Consider the following 19218-nt stretch of genomic DNA (forward strand, 5'->3'; position numbering starts at 1 on the left):
ATGAGTTATAGCTGCTGATTGCAATTTCGCCCTGACCGTCGGGCGGGCGTCATTATTTTGTCTGATTGAGTACCAGCAACAACGCTGCCGTTTGTGCATCCGGCGTGCCGTCGAAGCGCGAAGGGCGGAAGTGCATCTGGAAGGCGGTGAGGACGTGGCGTGTGGCAACGTCCAGCTCACCGGTCTGCGGTGTGTCATAACCCAAGTGCGCCAACTGTGCCTGGAACCAGCTGATGCTCGGCAGTTCGCTGCTGTTGAACAGCATTTGCTGGCGCGCTACTGCCTGTTCGTTCGGCCATACGCCCAAGCCTTCGGCGGCGAGACGTTTCCACGGGAACAACGGGCCCGGATCGAGTTTGCGCAGTGGCGCGATGTCGCTATGGCCAATGATGTGGCGCGGGCTGATGACGTTGCGCTTGCTGATGTCCTTGAGCAGGACGATCAACGATTGAATCTGCGCTTCGCTGTACGGATACCACAGACGGCCGGTCGGGGTGTCCTTGAAGCCCGGATTGACGATTTCGATACCGATCGAGCTTGAGTTAAGCCAGGTACGGCCCTGCCATTGGCTTTCGCCGGCGTGCCAGGCGCGCTGGTTTTCCTCCATCAGCTTGTAGATGGTGCCGCTCTTGTCGTCGCCGATCAGGTAATGGCTGCTGACTTCGCCATGGGTCAGCAGTTGCAGCGAGCGTTCCAGCGACGCCGAGGTGTAGTGGACGATCACGAACTGGATACGGCTGTCGTAATTGGCTGAAGGATGGCTAGTGTCGTAACGCGGGGCGCTGGCACAACCGGCCAGAACGAGCAGCGACGCGAGGAGGGCAAAGAATTTCATGGCAGAGGACAATACACGCAAGACAGTAATGCAACAGTGTAACGTACTGCCTCGCGTCTCGACGGTCAGTGGGCGGATTTAAACAAAATGGAACAATTTGCTCAGCCCAGCTCGACCCTGTTGCGCCCCGCATTTTTCGCCCGGTACAACGCCTGATCGGCTCTTTTCAATACAAGATCGCTGTGTTCTCCGGCACGGAATGTCGCCAGTCCCATGGAAAGGGTGATGGTCACTCGTTCACCCTTGAAGTGGAACGGRCAGGCTTCGATAGCGGCGCGCAGGGTTTCCAGCAGTTTTGCGCCGACCGCTGGCGGCGTCGCCGGCATCAACAGAACGAACTCCTCACCGCCGAAACGGGCGATGAAATCGCCGCCGCGCAGACGTTTGCGCAGTACGGTGGCGATGATTTTCAGCACCTTGTCGCCGGCCAGATGGCCGTAGTTGTCATTGATCCGCTTGAAATGATCGAGGTCGAGCATGGCCAGGCTCAGCGTGTTGCCGTGCTGTTGCCACTGCTTGATTTCATGCTCAAGGCGTTCGCTCCACGCGGCGCGGTTCGGCAGGCCGGTGAGCGGGTCGATCAGTGCTTTCTGCCGTTGTACTTCAAGATGCTCGCGGAAACCCTGGGCTTCCTGCTCCATGTGCGCCACGCGTTCGGACAGGCTTTTCAGCCGCGTGGCGACTTCCTGCTCGCGGGCGTCGCGCTGCTTCTGGTGCTGGTCCATGGTGCCGAGCAGGCCTTCAAGATGGTTTTCCAGCACGTGCTTGAGGTCTTCCAGATCCGCAGCTTCCTGCATGCTGGTCTGCAGGCCGTCGACTTGCTCACGGATCTGCGTGTCCATGGCTTTCGCCGCCGAGCTGTTGTCGGCATGGCCCTCGCTGGCGGCTTGCAGATTGCTCTGAAACGCTTCGAGGCGTTCATTGAGTTGTTGCAGATAGGCTTCGAATTCGTGCTGGCCGCTATCGGTGATCGCCAGCATCAACGTTGCAAGATCGTCGAGAATCGGGATCAGTTCGTACCAGTTCAAACCGTGTTTTAGCCGCTCACGCATGGCTTCGGCTTGCGGGCGGTGGCGTTCCGGCAGAGTCAGGTCGTCGAGCAGCCCGATCAGGGTATCTTCGATGTGCTTGGCCACGGAACTGTAAGAAGGCTCCGGGGTGTCCGGCAGGGCGAACAGGATGTCGTGCTCGGGCTGTTCCGGGTCGATGGCGGCCAGCGCCTGAGCAATCGGTTCTGGCAGGGGCAGGCTGTCGATGATCGGTGGTGATGGATCACCGGGGTGGATCAGTTCATCAGGATTGACCGCCTCAGCGGTGATCGGCGCTTGAGCCGGCGCTGAAGCCGGGGCGAAAACAGGCTCGGGCTCGAAGCGCTCTGCCTCCGGTTCGAGCGGTTCACTGATAACTTCGCTGACGACCGTTGGCGGCACGAAGGCCACTACATTTGCCGGTTCCAACGGGGTTGGAGCGGCTGGCGTGGGTGGTTCGACAACAGGTGCAAGTGCTTCGCTGGCAGGCGCTGCCGGTGCCGGCTCAGCCGCCGCGACAGGCGCGAGCTGTGCGGTTTCCGCTGTGGGTGACGGTGCAGCCAGCGGTTGCTCTGGCGGCGAGGCTGGAACCTGCGCGGGGGATTGTGTCGCTAGCGCTTCTTCGCTGTCACGGCTACCAAACAAACGCTGCAACAATCCTGGGCGCCCCGGTTCGGCTGGCGTTTCCAGCTGACTCAAAGCCTTGCCCTGCAAGCCGCTGAGTTCACTCAGCAACAGGGGCATTTCCCGAGCCGAACCGACGCGGCTATCCAGTTGTTTGGCGAATTTCTTCAGTGGCTGAGCGACTTCACGCGGCAACGGCAAAGCCTGCAACTGAGTGACCAGCGATGTCAGCGCGGTACTGACTTGATCGATGCGGGTTTCGCGGCGCTGTTCGGAATCGAGCACGGCTTTTTCCAGGCGCGGTAGCAGGGCGGCGAGGCCGGCGTCCATATCGTCGGTGCGCACCACGTCGCGCATCTCTTTCATGCACTGATCGACGACTTTGTCGGTGCCTTCAGCCGCTAGCGTGCTGCGCACCAGACCGCGCCGCAGCAAGTCGAGCCTGGCGGCCCAGCGCCGTTCAAGCTTGTCTTGCTGTTCGATGCTTTTGAGGTACTTCTCTTTCCAGCGCTGGGCGTCGTCGCTCATTCAGGGGTTCCGCGAGGGGCAGGACTCAACGCGGGCAATGCATCGGCCGTGAGCGAACCCGGCAGACGAATCTCTACCGCGACCGGCAGGTGATCGGAAATTGGTTGTGCCAGCACTTCGACCTTTTCCAGGGTCAGGGTCGGGCTGAGCAAAATATGATCAAGGCAACGCTGAGGACGCCAGCTGGGGAATGTCGCTTCCACCTGCGGGGCCAGCAGGCCGAGATCGCGTAACGGAGAATGTTGCAGCAGATCGCTGGCATGGGTGTTCATGTCGCCCATCAATACTTGGTGTTTGTAGCCACCGATCAGCTCACGAATATAGGCCAGTTGCAGGCTGCGGGTTCGCGCGCCAAGGGCCAGATGCATCATCACCACCACTAACGCCTCCGGACCTTCGCCGAAGCGCAGCAGAATCGCGCCGCGACCTTTCGGACCGGGCAGCGGGTGATCCTCGATCGCCCACGGTTTCAGGCGACTGAGCACGCCATTGCTGTGCTGGGCCAGTCGACCGAGGTTGCGATTGAGTTGTTGATACCAATAAGGGAAGGCGCCGAGCTGCGCCAGATGTTCGACCTGATTGACGTAGCCCGAACGCAGGCTGCCGCCATCGGCTTCCTGCAGCGCGACCAGATCGAAGTCGCCGAGCAGGTCGCCGATCTTTTGCAGATTGCCTGAGCGGCCGTTGTGCGGCAGCAGGTGCTGCCAGCTACGGGTCAGGTAATGCCGATAACGCTCGGTGCTGATGCCCACCTGGATATTGAAACTGAGCAAACGCAGACGCTGGTCTGCGGGCAGGCCCGTGGACTCCAGGTGATGCTCGTTGACCTGCGGATCATGCAGCCCAACGATGCGTTCAGACTTCCAGCGGCGCATGGCGGTTGCCGCGCTTAGTTGGCAGCAGCCTTGGTTGCCGCTCGCTCTTTGGCAACCAGTTGGTCAGCCAGTTTCAGCGCCTGCTCGGCACCACCGGCAGAGCCGATGTCAAAGCGGTACTTGCCGTTGACGATCATGGTTGGCACGCCAGTGATTTCGTACTTCTTGGCCAGTTCACGGGCCTTGACGATCTGGCCTTTGATGGCGAACGAGTCGAAGGTGGCGAGGAACTTGTCCTTGTCCACGCCTTGAGTGGCGAGGAAGTCAGCCATGTCGTTCTTGTCGGTCAGCTTCTTGTGTTCTTTCTGGATTGCGTTGAACACGGCGTTGTGAACCTTGTGCTCGACACCCATCGCTTCCAGGGTCAGGAACATCTGGCCGTGAGCGTCCCACGGGCCGCCGAACATCGCCGGGATACGCACGAAGTTGACGTCGGATGGCAGTTTTTCAACCCACGGGTTGATCACCGGTTCAAACGCGTAGCAGTGCGGGCAGCCGTACCAGAACAGCTCGACCACTTCGATCTTGCCAGGCTCTGCAACCGGTACCGGGTTGGCCAGTTCCACGTAAGGGGCGGCTGGGGCTTCGGCGGCTTGAGCGGTCACGCCGAACAGGCTGGCAGCGACGAGGGCGGCGCTGATGATCAGATTACGCATGCTTTACTCCTGGACAATTTGGGTCGCCTCGCGCGACCTGTTTTCAGACAGATCCTGGCGGGCATGAGTTCTGTAGTGTAACGGCAGCGGCCACAAAAAAGGGCGGCCAAAGCCACCCTTTTTATACTTGCTGCGACGGATTAATCGAGCGTTAACGTTGCACGAGATCTATCGCTGCCAAATGCTCTTAGTGCAGACCTTGAATGTAGCTGGAGACCGCAGCAATATCTTCGTCGCTCAGGCGCTTGGCGATGGTCTGCATGGTCATGGTGTCGCCGTCGTTGGTGCGGCCACCTTCTTCCTTGCGGAAATCGGTCAGCTGCTTGGCGATGTATTGAGCGTGTTGGCCACCCAGGTGCGGGAACCCGGCGGCGGCGTTGCCAGCGCCATTCGGCGAATGGCAGCCAGTGCAGGCTGGCAGGCCCTTGGCCAGGTTGCCGCCACGGAACAGGTCCTCACCGCGAGCGACGATCTTCGGATCGGCGGCGCCGACGCTGCCTTTCTGGCTGGCGAAGTAGGCGGCGATGTCGGCCAGGTCCTGATCGCTCAGGTTGGTCAGCAAGCCGGTCATTTCCAGAACGGTGCGTTTGCCCGACTTGATGTCGTGCAGTTGCTTGGTCAGGTAGCGTTCACCTTGGCCGGCCAGTTTCGGAAAGTTTGGCGCCATGCTGTTCCCGTCCGGGCCATGACAGGCTCCGCATACGGCGGCTTTCGCCTGGCCTGCTGCGGCATCACCGGCAGCATGGGCGAAGCCTGAGATTCCCACGGTCAACAGCAGACTCACGATCAATTTGTTCATCAGCTAATCCAACTACGGCTAAGGGTTAAGTTATGGACCGGGTTTACTCGCTCATCCACAGAATGATGGCTTGGTAATCCTCGGCACTGCAGTCCATGCACAAACCACGCGGCGGCATCGCCTTGAAACCCTGGGTCACGTGTTGCACCAGCGTCTCCATACCTTTCGCCAACCTCGGCGTCCAAGCTTCCTGATCGCCTCTTTCGGGCGCCATGGGTAGTTGGCCGGAATGACAGGCACCACAAACACGGTTGTACACAGCTTCCGGATCCTGTGTAGCCTGTGCGCTGTAAAGCGGCATCAAGACTCCGGCAGCCAGCAGCCATTTCGTCATAAAACGACCTTTTCAGGGTTGAGAGCGTTCTGCGTTCTAATGCGCAATCAAGGTCTGTCGCTCTCGTGAACTTCATCCTTCGCTGGGACAAAGCACACACAAAATCTGCGGCATTATATACTGGCGTCACTGAAACGGAAGCGACACCGCGTTCCGCGCCCAATCCCGGCGCCGCCCACATCGGAAATCCCATGCAACTCAAGAATCCCATCCTCGGCCTGTGCCAACAGTCCACGTTCATGCTCAGTGCCGCCAAAGTCGATCAATGCCCTGACGACGAAGGCTTCGAAGTAGCGTTCGCCGGTCGTTCCAACGCCGGCAAATCCAGCGCGCTGAACACTTTGACTCACGCCAGCCTGGCGCGTACCTCGAAAACCCCGGGTCGCACACAGCTGTTGAACTTCTTCAAGCTAGACGAAGATCGCCGTCTGGTCGACCTGCCGGGCTACGGTTACGCAAAAGTACCGATCCCGCTGAAGATGCATTGGCAGCGTCACCTTGAGGCTTACCTCGGTGGCCGCGAGAGTTTGAAGGGTTTGATTCTGATGATGGACATCCGTCATCCAATGACCGACTTCGACCTGCTGATGCTCGACTGGGCCGTTGCGGCCGGCATGCCGATGCACATCCTGCTGACCAAGGCCGACAAACTCACCTACGGCGCAGCCAAGAACACCCTGCTCAAAGTGCAGTCGGAAATCCGCAAGGGTTGGGGCGACCTGGTCACCATCCAGCTGTTCTCCGCGCCAAAACGCATGGGCCTGGAAGAGGCCTACACTGTACTGGCCGGCTGGATGGAACTGGCAGACAAAAGCGCCGAGGCGGCAGCCGAGTAAGTCGGGATTGGGAAAAATTGGTTGTAGTGTGGTCAGGCAAGGCAAAGGTGATGCTCAAAAGCGGAGTTTAGGGGATCTAAATGAGCATTTTGAGTAGCGCCTTTAACGCAGCATGGCCGCGCTACAGCCGATTTTTGGGCAAAAAAAGCCCCGGATTTCATTGGGGAGGGAGAAATTCCGGGGTTTAAGTTCCGAACCGCTAGGGCGGGGTTCAGATATCTGCCAACACTTAACACAACATAGGAGCATCGAAGGGCTTCACCAGCCATTCAGTAACTCTGAGTGGTGTCCTTCCAGATTAGTTCAGATTTTTTTCAAAAAGCTTTGGAATAATCCCAAGCGCTTTTCGAAATAAGCAGGTTTTACCGGCTTTGCCGCGACAACAGGTCGCGGCAGACCGAGATCAAATGGCTCAGTGAGCCTCATCCCAATTGTTGCCCACACCCACTTCGACCAGCAGCGGCACATCCAGTTTCGCCGCCTCGCTCATGTGCACGCGAATCTCGGCACTGACTTGTTCGACCAGATCCTCACGAACCTCCAGCACCAGTTCATCGTGCACCTGCAGGATGACTTTGGCGTCCAGCCCGGATGTCGCCAGCCAGTTATCCACCGCCACCATGGCTTTCTTGATGATGTCGGCAGCCGTGCCCTGCATCGGCGCGTTGATCGCTGTGCGCTCGGCAGCGGCGCGTTCCTGCGGCTTGTTCGAGTTGATCTCCGGCAGGTACAGACGACGACCGAAAAACGTCTCGACATAACCCTGATCCGCTGCCTGCGCGCGGGTGCGATCCATGTATTCGCGAACCCCCGGATAACGGGCGAAGTAGGTATCGATGTAAGCCTTGGCGGTCTTGGTATCGACGCCGATGTCCTTGCCGAGTTTTTGTGCGCCCATGCCGTAGATCAGGCCAAAGTTGATCGCCTTGGCGCCACGGCGCTGGTCGGAGGTCACTTCGTTGAGTTCGACCTTGAACACTTCGGCAGCGGTGGCGGTGTGCACGTCCAGATTGTTGCGGAAGGCATTCATCAGGCCTTCGTCCTTGGACAGGTGCGCCATGATCCGCAGCTCGATCTGCGAATAGTCCGCCGCCAACAGTTTGTAGCCCTTCGGCGCGACGAACGCCTGACGGATGCGTCGACCTTCAGCGGTGCGCACCGGGATGTTCTGCAGGTTTGGATCGCTGGAGGACAAGCGACCGGTCGACGCCACAGCCTGATGATACGAGGTGTGGACACGCCCGGTGCGCGGATTGATCTGCTCCGGCAGGCGATCGGTGTAGGTGCTTTTCAGCTTGCTCATCGAGCGGTGCTCCATCAGCACCTTCGGCAAGCGGTGATCGTCTTCAGCGAGTTTCGCCAACACTTCTTCAGCAGTGGACGGCTGACCCTTGGCGGTCTTCTTCAGTACCGGCAGGCCGAGTTTCTCGTAAAGAATCACGCCCAGTTGCTTCGGCGAGCCAAGATTGAATTCTTCCCCGGCGATCTCGAACGCTTCGCGCTCCAGCGCGACCATTTTGTTGCCCAGTTCGATGCTCTGAATGCCGAGCAACTCAGCGTCAACGAACGCGCCTTGGCGCTCGATGCGGGCGAGAACGGGCACCAGCGGAATCTCGATATCGGTCAAAACGCTGGCCAGACTCGGGATCGCGCTGAGTTTTTCGAACAGCGTCTGGTGCAGGCGCAGGGTGATATCAGCGTCTTCGGCGGCGTACGGCCCGGCCTGTTCCAAAGCGATCTGGTCGAAAGTCAGCTGCTTGGCGCCTTTGCCGGCGATGTCCTGGAAGCTCACGGTGGTGTGATCCAGGTACTTCTGCGCGAGGCTGTCCATGTCGTGGCGGGTGGCGGTGGAGTTGAGCACGTAGGACTCAAGCATCGTGTCGAAGGCGATGCCGCGCACGTTGATGCCTTGGCTCTGATCGCCGCCGATGGCACAGTTGGCCAGAATATTCATATCGAACTTGGCGTGCTGGCCGACCTTCAGCTTGCTCGGGTCTTCGAGAATCGGCTTGAGTGCGCGCAGCACGGTGTCGCGATCCAGCTGTTCCGGCACGCCGATGTAGGAGTGGGTCAGCGGAATGTACGCGGCTTCGTTGGCCTGCACGGCGAACGACAGGCCGACCAGTTGCGCCTGCTGCGCGTCGATGCCGGTGGTTTCGGTGTCGAAGGCGAACAGCTTGGCGTTGTTGAGTTTTTCCAGCCAGACGTCGAAGCGCGCCTGATCAAGGATGGTTTCGTAGGCAGCTTCGGCGGGAGCAGCAGGCGCTTCTTCCGCTGGTGCGCTGAACAGATCGCCGGCCAGCGCAGGTTCGCTGGCTGCGCTCAGTTCCAGACGTTTGGCGTCGCGATCGAGATCGTTGATCCAGCTTTTGAATTCCAGCAGCGAGTACAGTTCGTAGAGCTTGGCCGGGTCTTCGGCGCCCATCTGCAGATCATCGAGTTCGACGTCCAGCGGCACGTCGACCTTGATGGTCGCCAGTTGATAGGAGAGGAACGCCATCTCCTTGTGCTCTTCAAGCTTGGCCGGCAGGGTTTTCGCGCCGCGAATCGGCAGGGTCGGGACGATGTCGAGATTGGCGTACAGCTCGGTGAGGCCGCCGTTGACGCCGACCAACAGGCCGGACGCAGTCTTCGGGCCGATGCCGGGAACGCCTGGAATGTTGTCGGACGAATCGCCCATCAGCGCCAGATAATCGATGATCTGCTCCGGAGCGACGCCGAATTTCTCCTTAACGCCCTCCACGTCCATCGAGCTACCGGACATGGTGTTGACCAAAGTAATGTGGCCATCGACCAGTTGCGCCATGTCCTTGTCGCCGGTGGAGATGATCACCGGGCGATCCGCCGCCGCGCTGCTGCGCGCCAGGGTGCCGATCACGTCGTCAGCCTCGACGCCTTCCACGCACAGTAGCGGGAAACCGAGGGCGATCACGCTCTGGTGCAGCGGCTCGATCTGCACGCGCATGTCGTCGGGCATGCTTGGGCGGTTGGCTTTGTATTCGGCGTACATTTCATCGCGAAATGTCCCGCCCTTGGCGTCGAAAACCACGGCGAACGGGCTGTCCGGGTACTGCTTGCGCAGACTCTTGAGCATGTTCAGCACGCCTTTGACCGCACCGGTCGGCAGGCCTTTGGAGGTGGTCAGTGGTGGCAGCGCGTGAAAGGCGCGGTACAGGTAAGACGAACCGTCCACCAGGACGAGGGGGGCTTGGCTCATGAGCAGGATCAACCTTTTCGGCGGGTCCGGCGCTAGAATAGCGGGACCGTTGACGACAAAGGGACAAGGTTATCATGCGTACGTTAAATCGCTTGCTGCTGGTCGGTCTGATTGCTGCCTCACCGTTGGCCGCGATGGCGGCGGATGATGCGCCGTCAAAGGAGCCGGAAGTTACCATTAACACGCACACGGAAGGCGACAAGGTTATCCAGGAATACAGTCGCAGTGGTTTCGTCTATGCGATCAAGGTCACGCCAAAGGGTGGCAAACCGTATTTCCTGGTGCGCGCCGATGGTACGGACGCAAACTACATTCGCTCCGACCAGCCGGATATGCTGATTCCGTCGTGGGAAATCTTTACCTGGAAGTAAGTTTCCCGACTTTTAATCGGCGTCGCCTGACCGCGACGCCTGAACTGAGCAGTTTTTGACCATGTCTGTGTTCACTCCCCTGGCTCGGCCCGAGCTGGAAACCTTTCTCGCCCCTTACGGGCTTGGCCGTCTGCTTGATTTCCAGGGGATCGCCGCCGGCAGCGAAAACACCAATTTCTTTATCAGCCTGGAGCAGGGCGAATTCGTCCTGACTCTGGTCGAGCGTGGCCCGGTGCAGGAGATGCCGTTTTTCATCGACCTGCTCGACGTGCTGCACGAAGCCGACTTGCCGGTGCCGTACGCGCTGCGCACCACTGACGGCGTGGCATTGCGTGAGCTGAAGGGCAAACCGGCGCTGCTGCAACCGCGGCTGTCCGGCAAGCACATCAAAGTCGCCAATGCTCAGCATTGCGCGCAGGTCGGCGAGTTGCAGGCGCATCTGCATCTGGCGACCCAGGGCGAGCGCATGATCAAGCGCAAGACTGATCGTGGCCTCGACTGGATGCTGGAGGAGGGCAACGAGTTGCTCTCGCACCTGAGCGATGAACCGCGCGCGTTGCTGCAAAAGGCGCTGGATGAAATCACCGAGCGCAAAGAGAAGATTCTCGCGCTGCCTCGGGCCAACATTCATGCCGACCTGTTTCGCGATAACGCGATGTTCGAAGGTACGCACCTGACCGGGCTGATCGACTTCTACAACGCCTGCTCGGGGCCGATGCTGTATGACGTGGCGATTGCGTTGAACGACTGGTGTTCGGACGAGGACGGTCTGATCGATGGGCCGCGAGCCCGCGCATTCCTTGGTGCCTATGCGGCGCTGCGACCGTTTACGGCGGCGGAGGCCGAGTTGTGGCCGACCATGCTGCGCGTGGCCTGCGTGCGGTTCTGGCTGTCGCGGTTGATCGCGGCGGAGCAGTTTGCCGGGCAGGATGTGTTGATACACGATCCCAAGGAGTTTGAGCAGCGCTTGGCGCAGCGGCAGCAGGTTCACACACCGTTACCTTTCGCCCTTTGAAAGCATCGCGAGCAGGCTCACTCCTACAGGGGTTAGGTGATCTCTTGTAGGAGTGAGCCTGCTCGCGATTGAGGCGAAGCCGAATCAGCCTTAAAGCGATTCCAGGCAGCCCGCCATATCGTTACCCAACTTCTCCAGCACCTGCTCATACCCCTGAGCCGTCGCCGGGGTGTACCCGCCCAGCGCATCCAGCTCCGCCAGTTTCACTGGCAAACCCGCCACCAGCGTCTCCGCCAGACGCGGCCGCAACGGCGGCTCACTGAACACACACGTCTTGCCGACTTCCTGCAAACGCTTGCGCATCGCCGCGACATGTTGCGCGCCCGGCTGCACTTCGGCGGCCACGCTGAACACACCGGTATGCTTCAGGCCGTAAGCCTCTTCAAAATAATCAAACGCTTCGTGAAAGACGAAATACGGCTTGCCTTCAACGCTGGCCAGACGCTTCTTCAAACGCTGATCCAATGCGTCCAGACGCTCATCAAACGCCTTGGCATTGCTCTGATAACGCTCAGCATTCGCCGGATCAACGGCGCTGAGGTCAGCGGCCATCTTGTCGGCAATCACCCGCGCATTGACCGGCGACAACCACAAATGCGCATCGAGCGTGCCAGGACGGTGATCGTGATCATGCTCGTCAGCCTCTTCGGCGTGGGAGTGGCTGTCCTCAGCGAAACGCCGCAGTTTCATTCCTGGCAGATCCTGCACCGCGACGCTCGGCAGCGTCCGACCGTTCAACACGCGCGGCAGAAAGCCTTCCATGTCCGGGCCGATCCAGTAGAGCAGATCCACCGATTGCACCTTCCGTACGTCGGATGGCCGCAGGGCGTAATTGTGTGGCGAAGCACCCGGCGGCAGCAGCACTTCGGGAATCGCTACGCCGTCCTGCACGGCTGCTGCAATCAACTGCAACGGTTTGATGCTGGTGAGGACTTTGACCTCGGCCTGAGCCGAACCGATCAGCAGAAAACTGGCGACAAAAGCCACAAAAACAGAAAAAAGTCGGGACACGATGACCACTCAAGGAGGCGAGAACGGGTAACATAATAACGTCTCTATCAAAACTCGTCGCCGCCCATGCCTATTACACCGATTGCCAGCCGTCCCCACGACCACTCTCATTGCGTGCACAGCGCTTTGTCCGAGGCCGATACCTTGTGCGCCCAGAAAGGCTTGCGCCTGACCGCGTTGCGCCGCCGGGTGCTGGAATTGGTGTGGCAGAGCCACAAGCCGCTGGGCGCCTACGACATTCTTGCCGTGCTGAGCGAGCAGGACGGCCGCCGCGCCGCGCCGCCGACCGTGTACCGCGCGCTGGATTTCCTTCTGGAAAACGGCCTGGTGCACCGCATCTCCTCGCTCAACGCCTTCGTTGGCTGCGTACACCCGGAACACGCGCATCAGGGCCAATTCCTGATCTGCCGCGATTGCCACGCCGCCATCGAACTTGAGCAAAAAGTGATCAGCGACGCGATCATCAACAGCGCCAAAGACGTTGGTTTCATCGTCGAAGCGCAGACCGTCGAAGTCGTCGGCCTGTGTTCCGGTTGCCAGGGGGCTTGATGAGCAATGCGCTGATCCGTCTGGAGCAGGTCGCCGTCACGTTTGCCGGGCAGGCTGTGCTGGACAACATCGAGCTGAGCGTCGAGCCGGGGCAGATCGTCACCCTGATCGGCCCCAATGGCGCCGGCAAGACCACGCTGGTGCGCGCCGTGCTCGGCTTGCTCAAGCCGGACAGCGGCAGTGTCTGGCGCAAGCCGAAGCTGCGCGTCGGTTACATGCCGCAAAAACTCCACGTCGATCCGACCTTGCCGTTGTCGGTGCTGCGCTTTCTGCGCCTGGTTCCGGGCGTTGACCGCCCGCGTGCGCTGGCTGCGCTGAAAGAAGTCGGCGCCGAACACGTCATCGATAGCCCGGTGCAAAGCGTTTCCGGCGGCGAAATGCAGCGCGTGCTGCTCGCTCGCGCGTTGTTGCGCGAGCCGGAATTGCTGGTGCTCGATGAACCGGTGCAAGGTGTCGACGTCGCCGGCCAAGCGGAGTTGTACAGCCTGATCACCCGTCTGCGCGATCGTCATGGTTGCGGCGTGTTGATGGTGTCCCACGATTTGCATCTGGTGATGAGCACCACCGACCAAGTGGTCTGCCTCAACCGTCATGTCTGCTGTTCCGGGCATCCCGAGCAGGTCAGCGGCGATCCTGCGTTCGTCGAGCTGTTCGGCAAGAACGCGCAGAGCCTGGCGGTTTATCACCACCATCACGACCACGCTCACGACCTGCACGGTTCGGTGGTCAAAGGGCCGGTTATTGGCCAACCTCACGTTCACGGAGACAACTGCAAGCATGGCTGATTTTCTGTTGTATGCCCTGCTTGCAGGTCTGGCGCTGGCGATCGTTGCAGGTCCGCTGGGTTCGTTTGTGGTCTGGCGGCGCATGGCGTATTTCGGCGACACCTTGTCCCACGCCGCGTTGCTGGGTGTGGCGCTGGGCTTTCTGCTGGATGTCAGCCCGACCGTTGCGGTGACCGTAGGCTGTCTGTTGCTGGCGGTGCTGCTGGTCACATTGCAACAGCGTCAACCGCTGGCGTCCGACACGTTGTTGGGAATTCTCGCACCGAGCACGCTCTCTCTCGGCCTGGTGGTACTAAGCTTCATGCATGAAGTGCGGATCGACCTGATGGCCTATCTGTTTGGCGACCTGCTGGCGATCAGCCCGACCGATCTGGCGTGGATCCTCGGTGGCAGCGCGGCGGTGCTGGTGTTGCTGGTGACACTGTGGCGGCCATTGCTGGCGATCACCGTGCACGAAGAGCTGGCCAAGGTTGAAGGTCTGCCGGTGGCGGGCCTGCGCATGGCGCTGATGCTGTTGATCGCGGTGGTGATTGCGGTGGCGATGAAAATCGTCGGAGTGTTGCTGATTACTTCACTGTTGATCATCCCGGCGGCTGCGGCACAGCGTCACGCCCGCTCGCCGGAGCAGATGGCACTGGGCGCAAGCCTGCTGGGCATGCTCGCCGTGTGTGGCGGGCTGGCGCTGTCGTGGTTCAAAGACACCCCGGCGGGGCCGTCTATCGTTGTGACGGCGGCCGCACTGTTTCTGTTGAGTTTTGTTCTGCCCCGTCGTGGGGTGTAGACTTGGCCGCTTTTTGCGCAAATAGAGAGTCGCAGGAATGAAGCCGTTCGCCTCCCGTTATCTGCTCCTTGTCGCATTTTCAGTGCTACTGGGCGCCTGCCAAAGCACGCCGCCGGTGGCCGAAGTCCCCGATGCGCGAGCTGCGGCCATCGCACAGCTGGAGCAAAGCCTGGCCAGCAGCGAGCTGGCCACTGCCGAAGATCAGTTGGCCGCTTTGCAGAAAGAAACCCCCAACGATCAATCCCTTGAGCAATACCAGCGGCAATTGGCCGAAGCGTATCTGCGTCGCAGCCAGATTGTGCTGCAGAAGGGCGATGTGAATGCTGCCGCTACGGCGTTAAGTCGTGCCCGCGCTTTGATGCCGAAAGCGCCGGCGCTGACCGGTGGCGTCAACGGTGCCATTACTGAAGCGCGCAAGGCTGAGCTGGAAAAGGCTGAGGCTGCATTGCTGGCCGCCGAGGCCAAGCCGAAAGCCAAAGTGATTGATCCGACTGCCGAGAGCACCACGGTTGCGCTGAACATCACCGATAGCCGCAAACTTCGTCGTCAACTCGACGCGATCGCCACTGATGTGGTGAATTATGAGTGTGGGGTGACCATTCAGGCGCCGCGTACCGATGACTATCCGTGGCTGGCGACTCTGCTGACCAAGCGGGTGAAGAAGTTGAACCCGGATTTTGATCTGAAGATTGAGAAGCAAACCGTGCGTACCGTGCCTGCACAAATGGTCTTGAGTCCGCGTAAACCCTAAAAAGCTTCGCGAGCAGGCTCGCTCCCACACTGGGTTTGTGAACGACACAAAACCAGTGTGGGAGCGAGCCTGCTCGCGAAAGCGTCCTGCCAGTCAGCAAAATCCTTAAGCCGGAATGGCCTTCGCCTTAGGCTCCCGATCCCAAACCCGATGCTGCCCGATCGCCGCAAAGAACGGCTTGGTCAACGCCGGCACATCCTTGCCCTGCAGCAATCCAGCATCAGCCTCCAGCTTCAGCAAATCCTGCAACTGTTTGGCCTCGCCGTGTAGAGCAATCGCTTTCAGGTGCTTGTACGCTTCCAGCAGGTAATGCAACGCCACGCCATCGCCGCTCAACGCCTTCACCGACGCCGCGCCACCCGGTACGAACACCGCATCGAAAATCACTGACGGCATGCCTTCCATCGAGGCATCCACTGGCAACGTTTTGCCGTCAGCGGTCTTCACCGGCGCTGAAGTCGGGCCGAGCAACTTGGCATGCGCACCCTCAGCCGCCAATGCCTTCCTCATTGCATCAATCGCCGCACCATCGACGCCGTTAGCGGCAAGAATTGCAACTTTTCGCGTCTTGATGTTTTCTGGCAGCAAATTAGCCTGACTCAATGACGGCGAGTGATCGAAAGACACCTTGCGCGCATCCACTGTGCCTTTGGCAGGCGCCGGCAAGCCCAGATTAGCCGCCACACGCTTGGCCAGTTCCAGATCGATGTTGGCGAGAATCTCGTTCACCTCCCGCGCACGGATAAATTCACGCTCAACCTTGCCCAACTCGAAGCTGTAGGCCGCAATGATGTGCTCCTTCTCGTGATCGCTCATGCTGTTGAAGAACAACGTCGCCTGGGAGAAGTGATCGCTGAACGACTCACTGCGCTGGCGGATCTTGTTCGCGTCGATGCGTTCCGGATAGCTCTCGAAGCCACCGTCCTGTGCGGCCGGCGGGGTTTCTTTCGGCCAGCCGCCATCAATCGAGTTCGGCTCATACGAGGCGCGACCCTTGTCGATCACCGTGCGGTGCTGCGCATCACGCTGGCCATTGTGGAACGGTGCCACCGGCCGGTTGATCGGCAACTCATGAAAGTTCGGCCCGCCGAGTCGGCTGATTTGCGTGTCGGTGTAGGAAAACAGCCGACCTTGCAGCAGCGGGTCATTGGAGAAGTCGATGCCGGGCACGATGTGGCCAGGGCAGAACGCGACCTGCTCGGTCTCGGCRAAGAAGTTGTCGGGGTTGCGGTTCAGGGTCATTTTGCCGAGCGGCGTGATCGGCACGATTTCTTCGGGGATCAGCTTGGTCGGGTCGAGGATGTCGAAATCGAAGTCGTGCTCGTTTTCCTCCTCGATGATCTGTACGCCGAGTTCCCATTCCGGGTAATCGCCCATCTCGATCGCTTCCCAGAGGTCGCGACGGTGGTAGTCGGTATCTTTACCGGCAAGCTTCTGCGCCTCGTCCCACACCAGTGAGCAGGTACCCGCAGTAGGGCGCCAGTGGAATTTGACGAAGCGCGATTTGCCCTCGGCGTTGATCAGGCGGAAGGTGTGCACGCCGAAGCCCTGCATGCTGCGCAGGCTTTTCGGGATCGCCCGGTCGGACATCGCCCAGATGACCATGTGCGCCGATTCCGGGACCAGCGAAACGAAGTCCCAGAAGGTGTCATGAGCGGAGCCGCCGGTAGGGATTTCATTGTGCGGTTCGGGTTTCACCGCGTGGACGAAGTCGGGAAACTTGATCGCGTCCTGAATGAAAAACACCGGCATGTTGTTGCCGACCAGGTCGAAGTTGCCTTCATCGGTGAAGAACTTCACCGCGAAACCGCGTACGTCACGCACGGTGTCGCCGGAACCACGCGGGCCCTGCACCGTGGAAAAGCGCACGAATACCGGCGTCTTTTTCCCCGGATCCTGTAGGAAACCGGCCTTGGTCAGCGTCGAATGGTTCTCGTAGGCCTGAAAGAAACCATGCGCCCCGGTGCCGCGTGCGTGGACGATGCGTTCCGGGATCCGCTCATGGTCAAAATGCGTGATCTTTTCCCGCATGATGAAATCTTCAAGCAGCGACGGCCCACGCGGGCCGGCCTTGAGGGTGTTCTGGTTGTCGGCAATCTTCACACCTTGGTTGGTGCGCAGGGCCTGGCCGGTGGCGTCGGAGCGGAATTTCTCCAGGCTGTCGAGTTTGGCGTTGGTGTTGGCACGATCCGGGGTATCGGTTCCGGCCATTTGGCTTTTGTCGGACGTAGGCTTCTTGCTCATCAGTCGTAAACTCCTCGGTTGACCCCGTGGATTGCCGGGGACTCTTGAGTGGTTCCCGGGCACGGCACCCAGGGTTTTCAGGTCGCTTACTTAGTGACTGATGAGGCGTTGGGGGCGTTCCTTTTTTATGACCTTTGATCTTGTTATTGCCAAATCGAAGGTTAATTGCGAAATAAATGCTAAGAACCTCTATACGGACAGGCTAAAATGCGCGCCCGGCTAACCGCTGATCCTTTTCTAACGCGCCCCACAAGGTTCGCTACGTGATCGAGTTTCAAAACGTCCACAAGACTTACCGCGTCGCCGGTAAGGATATTCCCGCGCTGCACCCGACCAGTCTCTCTATCGAGAACGGGCAGGTGTTCGGCCTGATCGGCCATTCCGGCGCGGGCAAAAGTACCCTGCTGCGTCTGATCAATCGCCTGGAAGACTCCAGTGGCGGCAAGATCATCGTCGACGGCGAAGAAGTCACCGCACTGGACGCCAACGGCCTGCGCCGTTTCCGTCAGCAAGTCGGGATGATCTTTCAGCACTTCAACCTGCTTGCCTCCAAGACCGTGGCCGACAACGTTGCGTTGCCGCTGACCCTGGCCGGCGAACTGTCGGGCGGCGAGATTGACAAGCGTGTTGCTGAATTGCTGGCGCGGGTCGGTCTGTCCGACCACGCCAAGAAGTACCCGGCGCAATTGTCCGGCGGCCAGAAACAGCGCGTCGGCATTGCCCGCGCCCTGGCGACCAAGCCGAAGATTCTGCTGTGCGACGAGGCCACCAGTGCCCTCGACCCGCAGACCACCGCGTCGGTCCTGCAATTGCTGGCCGAGATCAACCGCGAACTGAAACTGACCATCGTCCTGATCACCCACGAGATGGATGTGATCCGTCGCGTTTGCGATCAAGTGGCCGTAATGGACGCTGGTGTGATCGTCGAGCAAGGTTCGGTCGCCGATGTGTTCCTGCATCCAAAACACCCGACCACCAAGCGTTTTGTGCAGGAAAGCGAGCAGATCGACGAAAGCGAACAGCGTGATGACTTCGCTCACGTGCCGGGCCGCATTGTGCGTCTGACCTTCCAGGGCGAAGCGACCTACGCGCCGCTGCTCGGTACCGTCGCCCGGGAAACCGGCGTCGACTACAGCATCCTCGCTGGTCGCATCGACCGCATCAAAGACATTCCGTACGGGCAATTGACCCTCGCCGTCACCGGTGGCGACATGGAAGCGGCGTTTGCCCGCTTCACCGCCGCTGACGTTCACATGGAGGTATTGCGCTAATGGAAGACCTGATCAGTTTCTTCACCAATATCGACTGGTACGAAATCTGGCTGGCCACCGGCGACACGATGCTGATGCTCGGTGGTTCGCTGCTGTTCACCGTATTGCTCGGCCTGCCGCTGGGCGTGTTGCTGTTTCTGTGCAGCCCGCGTCAGTTGTTGGAAAACCGTGGCCTCTACGCATTCATGTCGCTGGCGGTGAACATCCTGCGTTCGCTGCCGTTCATCATTCTGTTGATCGTGATGATCCCGTTCACCGTGCTGATCACCGGCACGTCGCTGGGCGTGGCCGGTGCGATTCCGCCATTGGTGGTCGGTGCGACACCGTTCTTTGCGCGTTTGGTGGAAACCGCGCTGCGTGAAGTCGATCGCGGGATCATCGAAGCGACCCAGTCGATGGGCGCGACCACGCGGCAGATCATCATGAACGCTTTGCTGCCGGAAGCCCGCCCGGGCATCTTCGCGGCGATTACGGTGACGGCGATTACACTGGTGTCCTACACGGCGATGGCCGGTGTGGTCGGCGCCGGTGGTCTGGGTGACCTGGCGATCCGTTTCGGTTACCAGCGTTTCCAGACTGACGTGATGATCGTCACCGTGGTGTTGCTGTTGATTCTGGTGCAAGTGCTGCAGATGGTCGGTGATCGACTGGTTGTGCATTTCTCGCGCAAATAACCGGTTTTGTAATCAAGAGATGAGCCGGCCATTC

18 protein-coding genes are annotated in these 19218 nt (G+C 59.9%); 9 read left to right on the top strand and 9 right to left on the bottom strand.

Annotated features, from left to right (window positions below; genetic code table 11):
• Nucleotides 1–52: 52 nt before the first annotated feature.
• From AC1DVF_RS12005 to AC1DVF_RS12030, 6 genes are all read right to left on the bottom strand, one after another.
• Nucleotides 53–835, bottom strand: coding sequence for an N-acetylmuramoyl-L-alanine amidase (locus AC1DVF_RS12005; protein ID WP_477782497.1), 783 nt, complete (start codon nt 833–835; stop codon nt 53–55).
• A 101-nt stretch (nt 836–936) separates the two neighbouring features.
• Entirely contained in the window at nt 937–3015 is a 2079-nt protein-coding gene (locus AC1DVF_RS12010) for a GGDEF domain-containing protein (RefSeq protein ID WP_257356678.1), read from the bottom strand.
• Nucleotides 3012–3890, bottom strand: coding sequence for an endonuclease/exonuclease/phosphatase family protein (locus AC1DVF_RS12015; protein WP_093429507.1), 879 nt, complete (start codon nt 3888–3890; stop codon nt 3012–3014). The genes AC1DVF_RS12010 and AC1DVF_RS12015 overlap by 4 nt, the downstream gene beginning before the upstream one ends.
• 14 nt (nt 3891–3904) lie before the next feature.
• Nucleotides 3905–4546, bottom strand: a complete 642-nt coding sequence (locus tag AC1DVF_RS12020) for a thiol:disulfide interchange protein DsbA/DsbL (RefSeq protein ID WP_093429506.1) — start codon at nt 4544–4546, stop codon at nt 3905–3907.
• A gap of 187 nt (nt 4547–4733) precedes the next feature.
• Nucleotides 4734–5345 (bottom strand): c-type cytochrome, encoded by a 612-nt coding sequence (locus AC1DVF_RS12025; RefSeq protein ID WP_460089378.1) that lies wholly within the window; start codon nt 5343–5345, stop codon nt 4734–4736.
• Nucleotides 5346–5388: 43 nt separating this feature from the next.
• Nucleotides 5389–5679: a c-type cytochrome gene (locus AC1DVF_RS12030; protein WP_034152239.1), complete on the bottom strand. Its 291-nt coding sequence runs from the start codon at nt 5677–5679 to the stop codon at nt 5389–5391.
• A 191-nt stretch (nt 5680–5870) separates the two neighbouring features.
• Between AC1DVF_RS12030 and yihA the strand changes: the two genes are divergently transcribed.
• Nucleotides 5871–6515 (top strand): ribosome biogenesis GTP-binding protein YihA/YsxC, encoded by a 645-nt coding sequence (gene yihA / locus AC1DVF_RS12035; protein WP_099757622.1) that lies wholly within the window; start codon nt 5871–5873, stop codon nt 6513–6515.
• 412 nt (nt 6516–6927) lie between these two features.
• Here yihA and polA read toward each other — a convergent pair whose 3' ends face one another.
• Complete coding sequence (polA, locus tag AC1DVF_RS12040; RefSeq protein WP_093429505.1) at nt 6928–9732, bottom strand: DNA polymerase I; 2805 nt, start codon at nt 9730–9732, stop codon at nt 6928–6930.
• A gap of 74 nt (nt 9733–9806) precedes the next feature.
• On the opposite strand from polA, the gene AC1DVF_RS12045 reads away from it, so the two are divergent.
• Both AC1DVF_RS12045 and AC1DVF_RS12050 read left to right on the top strand, forming a co-directional pair.
• A complete protein-coding gene (locus tag AC1DVF_RS12045; RefSeq protein WP_093429504.1) occupies nt 9807–10103 on the top strand; it encodes a DUF2782 domain-containing protein in 297 nt (98 codons plus the stop codon).
• Between the two features lie 61 nt (nt 10104–10164).
• Complete coding sequence (locus AC1DVF_RS12050) at nt 10165–11118, top strand: homoserine kinase (RefSeq protein WP_099757624.1); 954 nt, start codon at nt 10165–10167, stop codon at nt 11116–11118.
• 90 nt (nt 11119–11208) lie between these two features.
• Here the strand turns inward: AC1DVF_RS12050 and AC1DVF_RS12055 are convergent, their stop codons facing one another.
• Nucleotides 11209–12129, bottom strand: a complete 921-nt coding sequence (locus AC1DVF_RS12055) for a zinc ABC transporter substrate-binding protein (RefSeq protein ID WP_477782498.1) — start codon at nt 12127–12129, stop codon at nt 11209–11211.
• A 66-nt stretch (nt 12130–12195) separates the two neighbouring features.
• Between AC1DVF_RS12055 and AC1DVF_RS12060 the strand changes: the two genes are divergently transcribed.
• Genes AC1DVF_RS12060 through AC1DVF_RS12075 form a run of 4 tightly spaced genes read left to right on the top strand, consistent with a single transcriptional unit; the run spans nt 12196 to nt 14995 of the window.
• Nucleotides 12196–12678, top strand: coding sequence for a Fur family transcriptional regulator (locus AC1DVF_RS12060; protein WP_007911760.1), 483 nt, complete (start codon nt 12196–12198; stop codon nt 12676–12678).
• Complete coding sequence (gene znuC / locus AC1DVF_RS12065; RefSeq protein WP_007911759.1) at nt 12678–13463, top strand: zinc ABC transporter ATP-binding protein ZnuC; 786 nt, start codon at nt 12678–12680, stop codon at nt 13461–13463. Before AC1DVF_RS12060 ends, znuC begins: the two co-directional genes overlap by 1 nt.
• A complete protein-coding gene (znuB, locus tag AC1DVF_RS12070; protein WP_007911758.1) occupies nt 13456–14244 on the top strand; it encodes a zinc ABC transporter permease subunit ZnuB in 789 nt (262 codons plus the stop codon). The genes znuC and znuB overlap by 8 nt, the downstream gene beginning before the upstream one ends.
• 37 nt (nt 14245–14281) lie before the next feature.
• Complete coding sequence (locus AC1DVF_RS12075) at nt 14282–14995, top strand: PA5502 family lipoprotein (protein ID WP_477782499.1); 714 nt, start codon at nt 14282–14284, stop codon at nt 14993–14995.
• Between the two features lie 105 nt (nt 14996–15100).
• Here AC1DVF_RS12075 and katE read toward each other — a convergent pair whose 3' ends face one another.
• Nucleotides 15101–17242, bottom strand: a complete 2142-nt coding sequence (gene katE, locus AC1DVF_RS12080) for a catalase HPII (RefSeq protein ID WP_477782503.1) — start codon at nt 17240–17242, stop codon at nt 15101–15103.
• A 260-nt stretch (nt 17243–17502) separates the two neighbouring features.
• Here katE and AC1DVF_RS12085 point away from each other — a divergent pair, with 260 nt between their 5' ends.
• Both AC1DVF_RS12085 and AC1DVF_RS12090 read left to right on the top strand, forming a co-directional pair.
• Nucleotides 17503–18510: a methionine ABC transporter ATP-binding protein gene (locus tag AC1DVF_RS12085; RefSeq protein WP_099757627.1), complete on the top strand. Its 1008-nt coding sequence runs from the start codon at nt 17503–17505 to the stop codon at nt 18508–18510.
• A complete protein-coding gene (locus AC1DVF_RS12090) occupies nt 18510–19184 on the top strand; it encodes a methionine ABC transporter permease (RefSeq protein ID WP_016986455.1) in 675 nt (224 codons plus the stop codon). Before AC1DVF_RS12085 ends, AC1DVF_RS12090 begins: the two co-directional genes overlap by 1 nt.
• Nucleotides 19185–19218: the final 34 nt, after the last annotated feature.

Source organism: Pseudomonas sp. P4_D7, from assembly GCF_056401755.1.